The organism is Telluria sp. ZT3P25, assembly GCF_059685895.1.
The window spans coordinates 271452-288331 of the sequence record NZ_JCASIJ010000001.1; the positions used below are offsets into that span (position 1 = coordinate 271452).

The following is a 16880-nucleotide window of genomic DNA, read 5'->3' on the forward strand; positions in this document are numbered from 1 at the left end:
GCAATGTGGCATGACGTCCGCTCCCTGAATGCAACCGCCAGTTTTCTGACGGCGCTGACGGTGCTCGCCGCGCTGGTGACCGGCGTCTGGTGGCTGTCGCAGCGCCCGATGTTCGCACTGGGCTCGGTGACGGTGGAGAGCATGTACGCGATCGACCTGAAACACGTGAACGAACTGACCGTGCGTAACGGCGTGGTCGGCAAGATTCGCGGCAACTTCTTTACCGCCGACCTGGAACAGGTGCGCGCGACGTTCGAGACCGTGCCCTGGGTGCGCCGCGCCACGGTGCGCCGCGAGTGGCCGAACGCGCTAGTGGTCGAGGTCGAAGAACACGAGGCGCTCGGCACCTGGGGCGACGAAGGCCGCCTGCTGTCGGTCAAGGGCGACGTGTTTACGGCCAATATCGCCGAAGCCGACGATGAACAGACGCTGCCGGCCTTTGATGGTCCGGTGGGCAGCGAGAAGGACGTGCTGGCGCGCTTCAATGAATTGCGCACGTCGTTTGCCAAGGTGGCACTGGTGCCGCACGCGTTGTCGCTATCGAATCGCTATGCATGGACCGTGAAGCTGGATAATGGCATGAGCGTCGAACTCGGACGCGAACAGGATCGCAACACGTTGAACAAGCGCGTCGCGCGTCTGGTCGGCGTGTACCCGCAGCTGGTGGCCCGGCTGCAGGAGGGCCGTATCGATACGATCGATATGCGCTATCCGAACGGACTGGCCTTGTCGTCGGCGGCGCTGAACGTGCCGCTGGATGCGACGAAGCCGGTCAAGGCAGCCAAGAAGCCCAAAGCCGCACCGAATACAAAAACCAATACAACAACCAAGCAAATCTGAGCAGGCTACAGCAATGACAAAAGACGCGAAAAACCTGATCGTCGGTCTCGACATCGGCACCTCCAAGGTGGTGGCCGTGGTCGCCGAAGTGATGTCCGACGGACGCCACGAGGTGATCGGGCTGGGTCAGCACGAGTCCAGGGGATTGAAGAAAGGCGTGGTCGTCAACATCGAGGCCACCGTCGAATCGATCCAGCGCGCGCTGGAAGAAGCCGAGCTGATGGCGGATTGCAAGATCCGCAACGTCTACGCGGGCATCGCCGGCAGCCATATCCGCTCGTTCAATTCGAGCGGGATGGTGGCGATCAAGGAAAAGGAAGTCACGGCGACCGATGTGGCGCGCGTGATCGAGACGGCCAAGGCGGTGAACATCCCGACCGATCAGCAATTGCTGCACACGGTGCCGCAGGAATTCATCGTCGACAACCAGGAAGACGTGCGCGAGCCGATCGGCATGAGCGGCATCCGCCTCGAAGTGCGGGTGCACATTGTCACCGGTGCGGTCTCCGCAGTACAAAACATTGTAAAGTGCGTGCGCCGCTGCGGTCTCGAGGTCTCGGACCTGATCCTGCAGCCGATGGCGTCCGCCGACGCGGTGCTGACGGTCGACGAAAAGGAACTGGGCGTGGTGCTGATCGACATCGGCGGCGGTACCACCGACATCGCGGTGTTCTCGGACGGCGCGATCCGCCACACGGCCGTGATCCCGATCGCGGGCGACCAGATCACCAGCGACATCGCGATGGCACTGCGCACGCCGACCGGCGAAGCCGAAGATATCAAGATCCGCTACGGCGTGGCCAAGCAGGTACTGGCCGACCCGGGCGAGACACTCGAAGTGCCAGGTCTCGGTGACCGCGGCCCGCGCGCCTTGTCGCGCCAGGCTTTGGCGGCCGTGATCGAGCCCCGGGTGGAGGAGCTGTTCGCGATGGTGCACCAGGCCGTGCGCGAATCGGGCTACGAAGGCGTGCTGTCGTCCGGCATCGTCCTGACTGGCGGCAGCGCGATCATGCCTGGCATGATCGAAATGGCGGAAGACATCTTCCTCAAGCCGGCACGCCTCGGCACGCCGGACTACCGCGGGCAATTGGCCGATGTGGTGCGCAGCCCCCGCTACGCCACCGTGCTTGGCTTGCTGCTCGAAGCAAAGAAACAGTACCTGCGCGGACACATCGTCACGCGCCAGGATGGTTCGGTGAAGGCAGTCTGGCAACGCATGAAGGAGTGGATCGCGGGGAACTTCTGACGCACATGCAATCGCACTAGCACTTGGTAACAAATTAGGTAGCGAAATTTCATCACCAATTACAGTTTTTTACATACAATCGCAGATACCGGTTTGAGGCGGCGAACCAGATACGCACAGGCCTCGTTCCCGGAACTGCACTTTGAAAATTAGGGAGCACATCATGGAGTTCGATATGGTCGATAACGCAGCACTGGGGACCGTGATCAAGGTCGTTGGCGTCGGTGGCGCCGGCGGCAACGCGGTTCAGCACATGATCAATAAAGGTGTATCCGGTGTCGAGTTCATCGCCGCGAACACGGACGCTCAGGCGCTGGCAGTATCGGGCGCGAACAACATCATCCAGATCGGTGACTCGGGCCTGGGCGCAGGGATGCGTCCTGAAGTCGGTCGCCAGCTCGCCGAACAATCGCGCTCGCGCATTGAAGACGCACTGCGCGGCGCGCACATGGTCTTCATCGCTGCCGGTATGGGCGGCGGCACCGGTACCGGCGCCGCACCGATCGTGGCCGAAGTGGCCAAGTCGCTGGGCGCGCTGACCGTCGCAGTCGTCTCTAAGCCGTTCTCGTACGAAGGCCAGAAGTGCATGGACGTGGCCGAAGCGGGCCTCGAAGAACTGACCAAGCACGTCGACTCCCTGATCGTTATCCTGAATGAAAAACTGGAAGACATCTACGAAGACGAAAGCATGCTCGACTGGATGCAGCACGCCGACGATGTCCTGAACAACGCGGTGGCCGGTATCGCCGAGATCATCAACGTGCCAGGCCATATCAACGTCGACTTCAACGACGTCAAGACGATCATGGGCGAGCAGGGCAAGGCCATGATGGGCACCGCGACCGCCGCTGGCGTCGACCGCGCGCGCATCGCCGCCGAACAGGCTGTCGCTTCGCCGCTGCTGGACGGTATCGACCTGTCGGGCGCCAAGGGCGTGCTGGTCAACGTGACCGCAAGCCGTGGCCTGAAAGGTAAAGAGATCAAGGAAGTCATGGCCGCCGTGCGCGCCTTCGCCGCGCCGGACGCGTCGATCGCACAGGGTATCGCCTACGACGACGCGATGGGCGACGAGATCCGCGTGACCGTGGTCGCGACGGGCCTGGGCAAGAACAAGAAGTCGATCCAGCTGGTCCAGCCGCAGCAAGTCATGCGCACCGGTACCTACGATGCGCCAGTGATGCAGGGCGCCGCAGCGGTGGCCGGCGGTCTGACCGCGGGCAAGGCCAGCGCCGACGCGCTGGGCGGCATGAAGCAGCCGGCCGTGTGGCGCCGCGAGCAGGCATCCGAGCAGGTGCAGGCGATGCAGCGCAATGGCGTCGAGACCTACGACATTCCGGCGTTCCTGCGCAAGCAGGCGGACTGAGTTGCACGCATGACGGCCGGCGCACGCCGGCCGCGATTGAAGGGGCCGGCGTGAGCTGGCCCTTTTTACGTCCGGGGCCCGGATCGGCGATAATGGCCGGATTCACACAACCTTCACAGGAGCGAACATGAGCATCCAGATTGGCGAACGCCTGCCCGACGGCACGCTGGCCGAATTCATCGAGAACGAAACCGCAGGCTGCAGCCTGGGCCCGAACACGTTCCAGGTCGCCGATCTGGTCAAGGGCAAGAAGATCGTCATCTTCGGCCTGCCGGGCGCGTTCACGCCGGGTTGCTCGGTGCAGCACGTGCCGGGTTACGTCAAGCACGCCGACGCACTGAAAGCCAAGGGCATCGATGAAATCTGGTGCATCTCGGTCAACGACGCGTTCGTGATGGGCGCCTGGGGCCGCGACCAGAAAGCCACCGGCATCGTGCGCATGATGGCTGACGGTAACGCCACGTTCACCAAGGCGCTGGGCCTGGACAACGATTACTCGGCCCACGGCATGGGCGTGCGCTCGAAGCGTTACGCAATGCTGGTCGAGGACGGCGTGGTCAAGACGCTGGACCTGGATGCCAAGGGTGTCGAAGCGTCGAGCGCGGAAGCGATGCTGGAAAAGCTGGGCTGATTTCGCCAATACCTGCATGACGAACGGCGCTGCGGCGCCGTTTTTTTTACCGACAACCAGGACAACTCACCGTGACGCGCCCATCCGGAAACCTGTACAGCATCTACGCGATGCTGCTTGCCGTCTTCATGTTCGCGCTGATGGACACGACCATGAAGCTGCTGTCGGCGCGCTATCCGGCGCTGCAGGTCGCCGCATTGCGCGCCATCTGTTCGCTGCCCCTGATTGCGCTGTACGTGGCCTGGCGCGGCGCGTTTGCCGGCATCCTGCGCGTGCGCTGGCCGATGCATCTGCTGCGCGCTGCGCTGGGCATCCTGATGCTGGCGCTGTTCGCGTTCGGCCTGCAGAAGCTGTCGCTGGCCGAAGCTTATTCGATCTTCTTCATTGCGCCGGCCCTGATCACGGCCTTGTCGGTGCTGCTGCTGCGCGAGCGCGTCGACCTGGCGCGCTGGGTCGCGATCGGTGTCGGGTTGATTGGCGTGCTGGTCGTGCTGCGCCCCAGCGGCGCGGGCTTCCTGACGGTGGGCGGCCTGGCGGTGCTGGGGTCAGCGGCCTGCTACGCCGTCTCCGCGATCACGGTGCGCGTGCTGTCACGGACCGACCGCAGCGAGCACACGGTGTTCTGGCTGATGGTGCTGATCGCCATTGGCGCCGGTGCCCTGGCGGCGCCCGCCTGGGTGCCGCTGTCGGCCCGTGACATTCCGATCCTGTGCGGACTGGCGGTCTCGGGTTTCATCGGCCAGCTGGCGATCACCGAAGCGTTTTCGCGCGGCGAAGCGTCGAGCGTGGCGCCGTTCGAATACTCGGCACTGGCCTGGGGCGTGGGCCTGGACTGGCTGCTGTGGCGCGCGCTGCCCGACAGCTACACGCTGCTGGGCGCGGCGATCATCATCGGCAGCGGCCTGTATCTGATCCGCCACGAGAAAGAGCACGTCGAAGCCGAGCATCCTTGATGAGCAGGGGAGGCCGCAGCAGCGCCCGAGACGCTGGGCTATAATCGATCCATGCTGAAACAACGAACCATCAAGGAACTGGTCCGCGCCACGGGCGTCGGACTGCACTCGGGCCGCAAGGTCGAACTCACGCTGCGCCCGGCCGGTCCGGACACGGGCATCGTGTTTCGCCGGGTCGATCTCGACCCGATCGTGTCCATTCCCAGCTCCGCGCACGTCGTGGGCGATACGCGCATGGCGTCGGTCCTGATCAAGGACGATGCGCGCGTCTCGACCGTCGAACACGTGATGTCGGCCTGCGCCGGTCTGGGCATCGATAACCTCGTCATCGACGTGACGGCCGAGGAAATCCCGATCATGGACGGTTCGGCGTCGTCGTTCGTGTTTCTGCTGCAGCAGGCGGGCGTGCAAGAGCAGCCGTCGGCCCGCAAGTTCATCCGCGTGCTGAAGGATGTTGAAGTGCGCCAGGGCAGCGGCGCGGCCGAAAAGTGGGCGCGCCTGTCGCCGCACAATGGCTACAAGCTCGACTTCTTCATCGAATTCAATCACCCGGCGGTCGATGGCACGATGCAGCGCGCGAGCGTGGACTTCGGCGACATCACCTATGTGCGCGACGTCGCGCGTGCGCGCACGTTCGGCTTCATGCAGGACGTGGAAAGCCTGCGCGGGATGGGCCTGGCGCGCGGCGGCTCGTTCGAGAACGCGATCGTGATGGATGAATACCGCATCCTCAATGCCGACGGTCTACGTTACGAAGATGAATTCGTGCGCCACAAGATTCTCGACGCGATCGGTGACCTGTACCTGGTCGGCCATCCGCTGCTGGCCAGCTACACGGCCCACAAGTCGGGCCACGCGCTCAACAACGACCTGCTGCGCGCCTTGCTGGCGCAGCCGGATGCGTACGAAATCGTCAGCTTCGATGCGCTCGATACCGCGCCGCCGTCGTACGTCAAGCAGATGACGCGCGAGTGGGCGCAGAGCTGATCTCAGCTTTACCTGCGTTTATTTTCTCTCATTTTCTTTTTGCTGCCAGCGCCCTGAGCGCGGCCACCAGGTCGCGGTTGTGCTTGTCGTCCGGCAGTGATGCTGCCAGTTCCTCGAACGCGCGCACCGCCGTCGGTGGCAGCTCCAACGTGCGCATCTCGGGCTTGTCGGGCAGCGCGCGCGTGACCTGCACCTTGATGCGGGTCGATTCCACCTGCCAGCCACGCCCGATGAGCGTAGTCTGCAGCTTGGGCAGCATCTGCTTGAGCCGCGCCGCCAGCGCCGAGCTGGGCACGGCCAGAATCAATACCCCTTCCTGGAACGACAGCACATCGCAGTTGTGAAACACGGCCGGCAGCGCTGCGGCGCAATCGGACTGCAGGCGCGCCATGCGCGTGATGGCCGGCATCAGGCTGGCCAGGCGGTCGTTCGAGCGCAGGAAGTCGGTGGCGGCGTGCGAGGTCTGCCGGTTCTTGGTGCCGAAGATATGGACCGGGCGCTTTGGGGGAGGTTGCTGCATGCTCGGAACATACCACAGCGCGCGGCAGATGGGGAAACCCCGGCGCAGCGCCGGGTCGCGGGCAATGCAGGGTGGGATTTTGCACGCCATACGAGGCAGTCTGATAACGTTTCTGTCCCTGCGGGACTTGTTATCCTGCCCACGATCCCCAAGTGTGGCCGAATCGCATGATAAAATCAGTGGTTATTTGCCTAACGCGGTCTTTGGTGAAATCTGTTTGATATCATCTTGGCTCCCTCATTGGCGTCTATTGCGGCGTATTTAATACTAGAAACCAAGCATGTCATTCCTGACCCAGATTTTCGGCAGTCGCAACCAGCGACTGCTCAAGCAATATCAAAAGACCGTGCGTGTCATCAACGCGCTCGAGCCACAGATGGAGCAGCTCTCGGACGCGGAACTGCAAGCCAAGACGCCTGAATTCAAGGACCGGCTGGCCAAGGGCACGACCCTCGACGAGATCCTGCCGGAAGCATTCGCCGTCTGCCGCGAAGCTGCCAAGCGCGTGATGAAGATGCGCCACTTCGACGTCCAGCTGATCGGCGGCATGGTCCTGCACCAGGGCAAGATCGCGGAGATGGGCACGGGCGAGGGCAAGACCCTGATGGCCACGCTGCCGGTCTACCTGAACGGCTTGTCGGGCAAGGGCGTGCACGTCATTACCGTCAACGATTACCTGGCGCAGCGCGATGCCGACCAGATGGGCCAGCTCTACGGCTGGCTGGGCCTCACGACCGGTGTCAACCTGTCGCAGCTCGACCACGACAGCAAGCAGAAAGCCTACAGCTCGGACATCACGTACGGCACCAACAACGAATTCGGCTTCGACTACCTGCGCGACAACATGGTCTACGACCTGCGCGAGCGCGTTCAGCGCGGCCTGAATTTCTCCGTGGTCGATGAAGTCGACTCGATCCTGATCGATGAAGCGCGTACGCCGCTCATCATCTCGGGCCAGGCCGAGAACCACACCGACCTGTACATCCGCCTGAACGCGGTGCCGCCACAGCTGGTCCAGCAAATCGGCGAAGAAACGCCGGACGGCAAGGGCAAGATCGAAGTCCCGGGCGACTACCTGAAGGACGAAAAAGCGCACACCGTGCTGCTGACCGAATCGGGCCACGAGCACGCCGAAGCGATCCTGACCGAGATGGGCCTGCTGCCTGAAGGCGCGTCGCTGTACGACGCCGGCAACATCACGCTGATCCACCACCTGTACGCGGCGCTGCGCGCCCACGTCCTGTACCACAAGGACCAGCACTACGTGGTGCAGAACAACGAAGTCGTCATCGTCGACGAATTCACCGGCCGCCTGATGACGGGCCGCCGCTGGTCGGATGGCCTGCACCAGGCCGTCGAAGCGAAAGAGGGCGTGCGCATCCAGAACGAGAACCAGACACTGGCCTCGATCACGTTCCAGAACTACTTCCGCATGTACGGCAAGCTGGCCGGCATGACCGGTACCGCCGACACCGAAGCATTCGAATTCCAGGAAATCTACGGCCTCGAAACCGTCGTCGTCCCGCCGAACCGGCCGTCGCAGCGCAAGGACCGCCAGGATCAGGTCTACAAGACGTCCGACGAGAAGTACAACGCGATGGTCATGGACATCCGCGACTGCTACGAGCGCGGCCAGCCGGTCCTGGTGGGTACCACCTCGATCGAGAACTCCGAACTCCTGTCAGGCATCCTGACCAAGGCGAATCTGCCGCACAACGTCCTGAACGCGAAGCAGCACGCACGCGAAGCAGAGATCGTGGCGCAGGCGGGTCGTCCCAAGATGATCACCATCGCCACCAATATGGCTGGCCGTGGTACCGACATCGTCCTGGGCGGCAATATGGGCAAGCAGATCCAGCTCATCGAAGCCGATGGCAGCTTGAGCCCGGAGCAAAAAGCGGCCCAGTCGCAGACGCTGCGCGACGAATGGCAATCACTGCACGACCACGTGGTCAATGCAGGCGGCCTGCACATCATCGGCACCGAGCGCCACGAATCGCGCCGCGTCGACAACCAGCTGCGCGGCCGTTCGGGCCGTCAGGGCGATCCGGGCTCATCCCGCTTCTACCTGTGCCTGGACGACGCGCTGCTGCGCATCTTCGCGGGCGACCGCGTGCGCGCGATCATGGACCGCTTGAAAATGCCGGAAGGCGAACCGATCGAAGCAGGCATCGTCTCGCGCTCGATCGAGTCGGCCCAGCGCAAGGTCGAGGCCCGCAACTTCGACGTGCGTAAGCAGCTGCTCGAGTACGACGACGTCGCCAACGACCAGCGCAAGGTGATCTACACCCAGCGTAACGAACTGCTCGAAGCGACCGACATCAGCGAGATGATCAATTCGCTGCGCGTGGGCGTGTTCACCGACCAGGTGCGCATCCATGTGCCGGCCGAATCGGTCGAAGAACAGTGGGACGTCAAGGCGCTGGAAACGACGCTGGCAGGCGAGTGGAGCCTGAACGTGCCACTGCAGCAGATGCTGCAGGACGAGCCGAACCTGAACGACGACGAACTGCTCGAGCGCGTGCTGACGGCGGCCGAAACGTCGTACAACAGCAAGGTCGGCATCGTGGGCCGTGAATCGTTCGGCGGTTTCGAGCGCAACGTCATGCTGCAAAGCGTCGACACCCACTGGCGCGAACACCTCGCGGCGCTGGACCACCTGCGCCAGGGTATCCACCTGCGCGGCTACGCACAGAAGAACCCGAAGCAGGAATACAAGCGCGAAGCGTTCGAGCTGTTCTCGAACATGCTGGATCTGATCAAGAACGAAGTGATCCGCACGGTCATGACGGTCCACATCCAGTCGCGCGAAGAAGTCGAAGCAGCCGAAGCGGCGATGGCAGCGCAGGCAGCCCAGCTCGAGAACGTCAACTACCAGCACGCCGACTACAACCCGTCGGCCGCGCCGGAAGAGCTGTTCAATCCGAACCCGAACAAGGACGGCGAAGGCGACGCGGTTTCGGCGGAAGACCACAGCAGCTATATGGGCGTGAAGGTCGGCCGTAACGATCCATGCCCTTGCGGCAGCGGCAAGAAGTTCAAGCAGTGCCACGGCAAGCTGGCGTAAGCGCAGCATGCAGGTAGCATGTAGAAGCGGCCGGGGAAACCCGGCCGCTTTTTATTTTGGCCCGCAATTTCGTACCGGATGACGGTGCCGTTACAATAAGAGATTCGCAATTTTTCCAACGAGATCACCATGGCCGTCAATTCCCCCCTGCCAATCGCAGCCGACCTGAAACCCGTCAACGGCATCGAGATCGGTTTCGCCGAAGCCGGCATCAAGAAGCCCAACCGCAAGGACATCCTCGTGATGCGCGTGGCCGAAGGCGCCACTGTCGCCGGCGTGTTCACGCTGAACCGCTTCTGCGCTGCGCCGGTCCAGGTCAGCAAGGCCAACCTGGCCGCCGTGAAGCATGGCGGCGCGCCGATCCGCGCGCTGGTGGTCAATACCGGCAACGCCAATGCGGGCACGGGCGAAGAGGGCCTGGCCAATGCGCAGGCCACCTGCGCCGAGCTGGCCAAGCTGCTGGACATCGAGCCGGGCCAGGTGCTGCCGTTTTCGACCGGCGTGATCCTGGAACAGCTGCCACTGCAGAAAGTCGTCGCCGGCCTGCCGGCCGCAGTATCGAACCTGAAGGCGGACAACTGGTACAACGCCGCCGAGGCGATCATGACCACCGACACCCAGCCGAAGGCCGCGTCGCGCACCGTCACCATCGGCGGGCACACCGTCACGATGAGCGGCATCAGCAAGGGCGCCGGCATGATCAAGCCCAACATGGCCACGATGCTGGGCTACCTGGCGTTCGACGCCAAGGTCGCGCAGCCAGTGCTCGATGAACTGGTCAAGCATGCAGCCGACCACTCGTTCAATGCGATCACGATCGATGGCGACACGTCGACCAACGACTCGTTCATCATCGTCGCCACCGGCGCCGGTTCGCTCGTGATCGACAAGGCCGAAGGCGCGGATTATGAAGCGTTGAAGGAAGCCGTCACCGACATCTCGCGCAACCTGGCGCAGCAGATCATCCGCGACGGCGAGGGCGCCACCAAGTTCATGACCATCACGGTCGACGAAGGCGCCGACGTGGCCGAGTGCCGCAAGATCGCCTATGCGATCGCGCATTCGCCGCTGGTGAAAACCGCGTTCTTCGCGTCGGACCCGAACCTGGGCCGCATCCTGGCCGCCGTCGGCTATGCCGGCGTGGACGACCTGGATGTCACGAAGCTCGACCTGTATCTGGACGACGTCTGGGTCGCCAAGGCGGGCGGCCGCAATCCCGACTACAGGGAAGAAGACGGCCAGCGCATCATGAAGCAGTCCGAGATCACGGTGCGCGTCAAGCTCGCGCGCGGCGACGCTACGGCCACGGTCTGGACCTGCGACCTGTCGCACGACTACGTCACGATCAACGCCGACTACCGGTCCTGATGGTGACGTCGCCACTGGACCAGTTCCTGCGCCGCGCCGAAGGCCTGCTCGAGCGCCTCGAGGCGGTGCTGCCGGCCGCACATGCCCGCGAGCCGGACTGGAAGCGCAGCACGGCCTTCCGCTGGCGCCGCCGCGCGGGCGGTGCCGGCAACTACCTGCAGCCGGTGCTGCACGCGTCCACCATCAACCTGGACGACCTGCACCACGTCGCCGCGCAAAAGCGCCAGATCGAGCAGAACACGCGCCAGTTCGTCGCGCGCCGCCCGGCCAACAACGTGCTGCTGACCGGCGCGCGCGGCACTGGCAAATCGTCGCTGATCAAGGCCTGCCTGAACGGCTACGCCGACCAGGGCCTGCGCCTGATCGAAGTCGACAAGGCCGATCTGGCCGACCTGCCCGACATCGTCGACCTGGTCGCCGGCCGGCCCGAGCGCTTCGTGATCTTTTGCGACGACCTGTCGTTCGAAGAGGGCGAGGCCGGCTACAAGGCGCTGAAGGTGGCGCTCGATGGCAGCATCTCGGCGCAGTCCGACAATGTGCTGATCTACGCGACGTCCAACCGGCGCCACCTGATGCCCGAGAAAATGTCGGACAACGCCGGCTACCAGCATGGCACGGATGGCGACCTGCATCCGGGCGAGACGGTCGAAGAGAAAATCTCGCTGTCCGAGCGGTTTGGCTTGTGGCTGTCGTTCTATCCGTTCCGCCAGGACGACTACCTCGCGATCGCCGGCCACTGGCTGGCCAGCTTCGGCTGCACGCCGGAGCAGATCGCGGCGGCGCGGCCCGAAGCGCTGCAGTGGGCCTTGCAGCGCGGCTCGCGCTCGGGCCGCGTGGCCTGGCAGTTCGCGAAGGACTACGCAGGCAAGCTGCCGGATCAAGCAGCATGAGTAATGTGAACGCCAATCCTGTCGATGTCGCCGTCGGCGTGCTGATGCGCCCGGATGGCGACGTGCTGCTCGGCCAGCGCCCGGATGGCAAGCCGTATGCCGGCTACTGGGAATTCCCGGGCGGGAAAGTCGAAGCGGGCGAAGACATCTTCACGGCGCTGCAGCGCGAGTTCATGGAAGAACTCGGGGTCCAGGTCGTGAGCGGAGAGGCGTGGTGCTGCGTCGAACACGTCTACGAGCACGCTCACGTGCGCCTGTATTTCTACATCTGCCGCGAGTGGCTTGGTGAACCGCAAAGCCTGGAAGGGCAGGCCTTTGCCTGGCAGGGTTCGTATGGCGTCAGCCCGCTGCTGCCGGCCACGATCCCGCTGCTGGAATGGCTCGACCGCGTCCGCTTTGCGGACACTGTCACGTAAAGCTCAGCTCATCAAGATCCGGCCACAGCGCCAGGCGCGCGCCCCATGTCAGCGCTGTGGTGGCGGTGGTGGTTCGTCGAACGGATCGAGCGGGTCGGCCGGCACGGCGCCGGGGATGACGAATTTTTCTTCGGCCCAGGCGCCCAGGTCGATTTGCTTGCAGCGCTCGGAGCAGAACGGGCGATACTTGTTCGCCTCAGTCCATTCGACTTTCTTGCTGCAGGTAGGGCAGGAGACAACGGTCATCGTACGGTCAATCAGTTAAAAATTACAGAGCGTCAGGTCGAACGGCACGTCCACTTCAAGCGGCTTGGGCTTGCAGTCGCCGTCCTGGCTGGTGAAGCGCACCCACAGCATGTATTTGTTGGCCGAAATTTCGGGGATTGCCCCGGTGGTTTCGTCGAGCGTTAGCCGCAGCATCTGGTAGATTTTACCCTGCAACATCTGCTGGTAGCTGCCGGCGGCAGCGAACAGCTTGACCGACGTACCCGAATTGCGCAGCAGGCGCAGCACCAGTGACAGCGCTTCGAGCAGCGGCGAGAGCGGGCCGAACCAGCCCATGATGTCCTCGAAGCGCTTGTCGAACGGGCGCTTTTGCCAGGCGAAGTACGACGGCAGGTCGAACTCGCAGGCGCCGCCCGGGATGATCGTGCGGCCACGAATGCTCATGAGCCATTCGTTCTCGCGCACGTTCTGTCCGGTCTTGCCCTGGCTGGCGACGAGCGCGCTGCTGGCCGCATCGAGTTCGGCCAGTACGGCGTCGAGGGTTTCGGCCACGACGGCCGGGTTGCTGCGGTAAGCCAGCAGCGATTGCTTCTGGCGCTCGAGCTCTTGCAGCAGGTCGGATTTGAGGTCGGCGCGGCCGGCCACTTCCAGCATGTCGAAGATCGTCGCGAGCGCGACGTGGTGCTGCATCGGGTGTTCCTGATGCACGAAGAACTTGAATTTTTCGTACAGGTCTTCCAGCCGCAACAACGTGCGAATCCGCTCGTTGAAAGGATATTCGTAGACGATCAAAATGACATTCCTCTGAATGTAGGCGGGAAGGCAACTGCGTGATTCTGAACCATGCGGGCCGAAATTACAAACCCTGCATCACTATTGTTACAGACTTAACGCGAGATACCGTTCATGCAATGCCTGTACCTGCTTTTGCAGGGCGTCCAGGCCGGCATCGTTGTCGACGACGTCGTCAGCTTCGGCCAGGCGCCGGGTGCGCGTGACCTGGGTTGCCATGATCGCCCGCACCTCGTCGGCAGAGAGGTGGCTGCGCTGCATGACGCGCGCCACCTGCGTGTCTTCACTGCAGTCGATGGCCAGCACGCGCGTGACGCGTTCACGCCAGCTGCCCGATTCGATCAGGAGCGGCACGACATACATGACATAAGCGCCCGTGGCCGCCTGGCCGGCCGCCTCGGTCGCGGCGCGGATGCGCGGATGCAGGATGGCTTCCAGCCGCGCGCGGGCGCTGGCATCCGAAAACACGAGGGTGCGCATACGGGCGCGGTCAAGCGCGCCATCCGGCTGCGCGAAGTCGGGGCCGAATTCGGCCACGATGGCGGGCATCGCCGCACCCTGAGGCGCCGTCAGCGCATGGGCGATGACGTCGGTGTCGACGATCGTCGCGCCCCGCGCCGCAAACAGGTCGGCGACCGTGCTCTTGCCGCAGCCGATGCCGCCGGTAAGCCCCACCGAAAACGCCGGCGTCATCCGAACAGGCCCGCCGTGAAGCCGCCCAGCTGCGCGCCATACAGCATCGTCAGCAGGCCCGCGGCCGCCAGGTAAGGGCCGAACGGGATCGCCTTGTCGCGTGCGCGTTTGGCAAACACGATCAGGCTGATGCCGACAATGGCGCCGACGACCGACGACAGCAGGATGATGGTCGGCAGCGCAGTCCAGCCCAGCCACGCGCCCAGGCCGGCAAGCAGCTTGAAGTCGCCATAGCCCATGCCTTCCTTGCCGGTGGCCAGCTTGAACAGCCAGTACACGGACCACAGCACGAGGTAGCCGGCGGCGGCGCCGATGACGGCATCCTGCAGCGGCACGAAGGTGCCGTTCAGGTTGATGAGCAGGCCCGCCCACAGCAGCGGATAGGTCAAATCGTCCGGCAGCAGCTGCGTGTCGTAGTCGATGAAGGTCATCGCGATCAGGAGCCACGCGAAGGGCAGGCTGGCCATGCCCATCGCGCCGCTGCCGAAGGTCCAGACCAGCAGGGCCGAGACGATGGCAGTGAACAGTTCGACGGCTGGATAGCGCGGCGAAATCGGCGTCTTGCACTTGCGGCACTTGCCGCCGAGGACCAGATAACTGATGACCGGGATATTTTCCATGGCCGTGATCCGATGCCCGCAGCACGGGCAGGCGGAGCGGGGCACCGTCAGGTTGAAGCGGTCCGTGTGCGGTGGCGGCTGGCCGCTTTCCTGTGCGACGTAGTTGTCGGATTCACGTTGCATCATCTTCGGGATGCGGTAGATGACGACGTTCAGGAAGCTGCCGACCAACAGGCCCAGCAGGGCCGCTACCAGCGTGGGTGCAAGCTGCGCAGGGAGTGCAAACAAAAGGGATTCCAGGGGCATGTCGGTCGTTTCGGGTCAGGTGGCGTGCAGTACGGGCAGGCTGCACGGTAGATTCTGTAGAACAACCTTATTGTAGGGCGTTTCCCCCGTTTGGCGAAGCGCTTTGCCCGTCCCCGCGCACGATTGCGACGCCTCACGCAGGCTGCGCAACAACCCACCAGACTCGGTCCATCGACGCTCCGTTCGACCACGCCCATGCCAAGCCCGACATTCACATTCCTGAACCACGCCAGCTGGTTGCTGCGCACCGACAGTGTGCTATTGCTGATCGACCCGTGGCTCGAAGGGACGGTGCACAACGATGCCTGCCGCCTGCTCGACGGCGCTACCGGCAGCGCCGGTCTGATCGCCGAACTCAATGCCAGCGGCTTGCCGGTCTTTGTCTGGTGCTCCAGCGCCCGGCCGGATCACCTGTCGCGCCAGTTCGTCACGCGTTTTCGCGCCGAATTTCGCGGCGTCGCCACCTTTCTCTGCCGCCAGGGCGACTGGCACCTGGCCCACGAATTGCGGCGCCACCATCTGGCCGTTGCCGAATGCCCCGTCGGCGCGGCGCGCGCGCTGGCCCCCGGCCTGCGCCTGACAGCCCATGCCAGTGGCGAGGCCGGGTCGTACTGCCTGATCGCGTGTGGCAGCTACACGCTGCTGCACCTGGGCGAACGGGCGCTGGCCACCGCCGCAGCATGCCGCCGCGCGGCCGTGCAACTACGCGCGGCGCAGATTCGTGTCGATCTGCTGCTGACCAGCTTTGCCGACCTGGCCTGGTATGACAATCCCGACGATGCCACGCGCAGCGAAGCGGCAGCCGGGCGCGGCATCGCGCGCATCGCGTGCCAGATCGACGAACTCCGGCCTCGGCTGGTCGTGCCGGTGGCCTCGTTCGCGCAGTTCGGCCGCATCGACAACGCGTGGCGCAATCACGGCCTTCCCACGCCACTGGACGTGCTCGCCGCGCCGCGGCTGGCCGCACTACGTGGCGTCATCCGGTTCATGCAGCCCGGCGCGCAGTTCGATTTGGGATTCGTTACGCCAGCCACCTTGCGCGCGCAGCACGACGCAGCGCTGGTGTACTGGATGGCCCGCTGGCGCGCGCAGCCGGCGCCGCTGCCGCGCCCGGCCCAGGCCACGCTGCCTGAATTGAAAGAGGCGTTCGCCAGTTACTGCGAGCGCGCCGACGTGCACCTGCATGGTCTGCCGCGCTGGCTGGAATGGCTTGGCGTCGTGCGTCCGCTGCACCTCGCGTTGCCCGACCTGCGCCGGACGCTCGTGCTGTCGTACCGGCACGGCCTGCGTCCACTGGCGCGCGATGCCCAGGCTGACATCGCGATGTGTTCGGGGACAGCGCTGTACCTGCTGCGCGCCGCGGACGGGTTCGACACGACGGTGGCGGGTGGCTGCCTGCGAAGCATGCGTGCGCGCGGCATGACGACATTTGTGCGTTTCTTCGTGCCTCAGCGTCTTTGCCGGCGCGTACTGAATCAACAACGACCATGCACGCTGGGCGGTACATTGCTGCGTGCGGTATTGGCCTGGGCCTGGCGTGCAATACGCACATCATTGCCGTAAATGCACTGCTTGAATTGACGGCAGCGCAGCCAATTACTATCGGGTTGTGATGCGGGCATGAATCCGGATCGGTCATTCATTTTGTTCTCATCATATTACGTGATGGGATCATTAGAAATGCGCATGGTTTTGTCATTACATCTCAACCATATACCGATGCCGAAAAATATCGAGTCATTATTATGTTGCTATTAACCGGACTCTGTTTCTGAATGAGATCGCATTTTGCAGGTCTTGATTAGTGTCATTACAGTGTTTCATTTATGCAACATGTGAAGTTTTTTGCCTGCGCCTGTCGACCACATCCAGGTGCGCTGGCAAAAGCGTGCCCAGAGTGCAACGCATCCTTCTCGGACCCTGCTTGCAGGATGTCGTACGCACATCCTGGCCTGTGCCTCGTACCCGCACGATATCCGTTACGAAACACTTGTATTTACATTGGCGCCGTTTGTGCCAGCCA

The 16880-nt window shown here is 63.7% G+C and carries 16 protein-coding genes; 11 read left to right on the forward strand and 5 right to left on the reverse strand.

The features are described from left to right. Nucleotides 1-3: 3 nt before the first annotated feature. The 6 genes from AC56LY_RS01280 to lpxC all read left to right on the forward strand — a co-directional run bounded on the left by AC56LY_RS01280 (nt 4) and on the right by lpxC (nt 6020). Nucleotides 4-840 carry a cell division protein FtsQ/DivIB gene (locus AC56LY_RS01280; RefSeq protein WP_499575804.1) on the forward strand — a complete coding sequence of 279 codons (837 nt, stop codon included), beginning with the start codon at nt 4-6 and terminating at the stop codon, nt 838-840. Nucleotides 841-853: 13 nt separating this feature from the next. Beyond that, nucleotides 854-2086: a cell division protein FtsA gene (gene ftsA / locus AC56LY_RS01285; protein WP_183557224.1), complete on the forward strand. Its 1233-nt coding sequence runs from the start codon at nt 854-856 to the stop codon at nt 2084-2086. Between the two features lie 163 nt (nt 2087-2249). After that, nucleotides 2250-3449: a cell division protein FtsZ gene (gene ftsZ, locus AC56LY_RS01290; protein WP_482897502.1), complete on the forward strand. Its 1200-nt coding sequence runs from the start codon at nt 2250-2252 to the stop codon at nt 3447-3449. Between the two features lie 127 nt (nt 3450-3576). Further along, a complete protein-coding gene (locus tag AC56LY_RS01295; protein WP_499575808.1) occupies nt 3577-4080 on the forward strand; it encodes a peroxiredoxin in 504 nt (167 codons plus the stop codon). 110 nt (nt 4081-4190) lie between these two features. Next, entirely contained in the window at nt 4191-5033 is an 843-nt protein-coding gene (locus AC56LY_RS01300; RefSeq protein ID WP_499581908.1) for a DMT family transporter, read from the forward strand. Between the two features lie 51 nt (nt 5034-5084). After that, a complete protein-coding gene (lpxC, locus tag AC56LY_RS01305; RefSeq protein ID WP_499575810.1) occupies nt 5085-6020 on the forward strand; it encodes a UDP-3-O-acyl-N-acetylglucosamine deacetylase in 936 nt (311 codons plus the stop codon). A gap of 28 nt (nt 6021-6048) precedes the next feature. Here lpxC and AC56LY_RS01310 read toward each other — a convergent pair whose 3' ends face one another. Further along, nucleotides 6049-6540 (reverse strand): DciA family protein, encoded by a 492-nt coding sequence (locus AC56LY_RS01310; RefSeq protein ID WP_499575813.1) that lies wholly within the window; start codon nt 6538-6540, stop codon nt 6049-6051. Between the two features lie 280 nt (nt 6541-6820). Here AC56LY_RS01310 and secA point away from each other — a divergent pair, with 280 nt between their 5' ends. From secA to AC56LY_RS01330, 4 genes are all read left to right on the forward strand, one after another. After that, the gene (secA, locus tag AC56LY_RS01315) at nt 6821-9607 is read left to right on the forward strand and encodes a preprotein translocase subunit SecA (RefSeq protein ID WP_499575816.1); all 2787 of its coding nucleotides are present in this window, start codon (nt 6821-6823) and stop codon (nt 9605-9607) included. A 129-nt stretch (nt 9608-9736) separates the two neighbouring features. After that, complete coding sequence (gene argJ / locus AC56LY_RS01320; protein ID WP_499575819.1) at nt 9737-10975, forward strand: bifunctional glutamate N-acetyltransferase/amino-acid acetyltransferase ArgJ; 1239 nt, start codon at nt 9737-9739, stop codon at nt 10973-10975. Beyond that, entirely contained in the window at nt 10975-11865 is an 891-nt protein-coding gene (locus AC56LY_RS01325; RefSeq protein WP_499575822.1) for an ATP-binding protein, read from the forward strand. Before argJ ends, AC56LY_RS01325 begins: the two co-directional genes overlap by 1 nt. Further along, nucleotides 11862-12281: an NUDIX domain-containing protein gene (locus tag AC56LY_RS01330; RefSeq protein ID WP_499575824.1), complete on the forward strand. Its 420-nt coding sequence runs from the start codon at nt 11862-11864 to the stop codon at nt 12279-12281. Before AC56LY_RS01325 ends, AC56LY_RS01330 begins: the two co-directional genes overlap by 4 nt. A 48-nt stretch (nt 12282-12329) precedes the next feature. Here the strand turns inward: AC56LY_RS01330 and AC56LY_RS01335 are convergent, their stop codons facing one another. From AC56LY_RS01335 to AC56LY_RS01350, 4 genes are all read right to left on the reverse strand, one after another. Further along, nucleotides 12330-12527 (reverse strand): DNA gyrase inhibitor YacG, encoded by a 198-nt coding sequence (locus AC56LY_RS01335; RefSeq protein WP_499575826.1) that lies wholly within the window; start codon nt 12525-12527, stop codon nt 12330-12332. A 15-nt stretch (nt 12528-12542) separates the two neighbouring features. Beyond that, a complete protein-coding gene (gene zapD / locus AC56LY_RS01340) occupies nt 12543-13298 on the reverse strand; it encodes a cell division protein ZapD (protein ID WP_499575829.1) in 756 nt (251 codons plus the stop codon). Between the two features lie 87 nt (nt 13299-13385). Next, complete coding sequence (coaE, locus tag AC56LY_RS01345) at nt 13386-13991, reverse strand: dephospho-CoA kinase (RefSeq protein ID WP_499575831.1); 606 nt, start codon at nt 13989-13991, stop codon at nt 13386-13388. Beyond that, a complete protein-coding gene (locus AC56LY_RS01350) occupies nt 13988-14857 on the reverse strand; it encodes a prepilin peptidase (RefSeq protein WP_499575833.1) in 870 nt (289 codons plus the stop codon). The genes coaE and AC56LY_RS01350 overlap by 4 nt, the downstream gene beginning before the upstream one ends. A 195-nt stretch (nt 14858-15052) precedes the next feature. Between AC56LY_RS01350 and AC56LY_RS01355 the strand changes: the two genes are divergently transcribed. Beyond that, nucleotides 15053-16420 (forward strand): MBL fold metallo-hydrolase, encoded by a 1368-nt coding sequence (locus AC56LY_RS01355; RefSeq protein WP_499575834.1) that lies wholly within the window; start codon nt 15053-15055, stop codon nt 16418-16420. Nucleotides 16421-16880 lie beyond the last annotated feature (460 nt).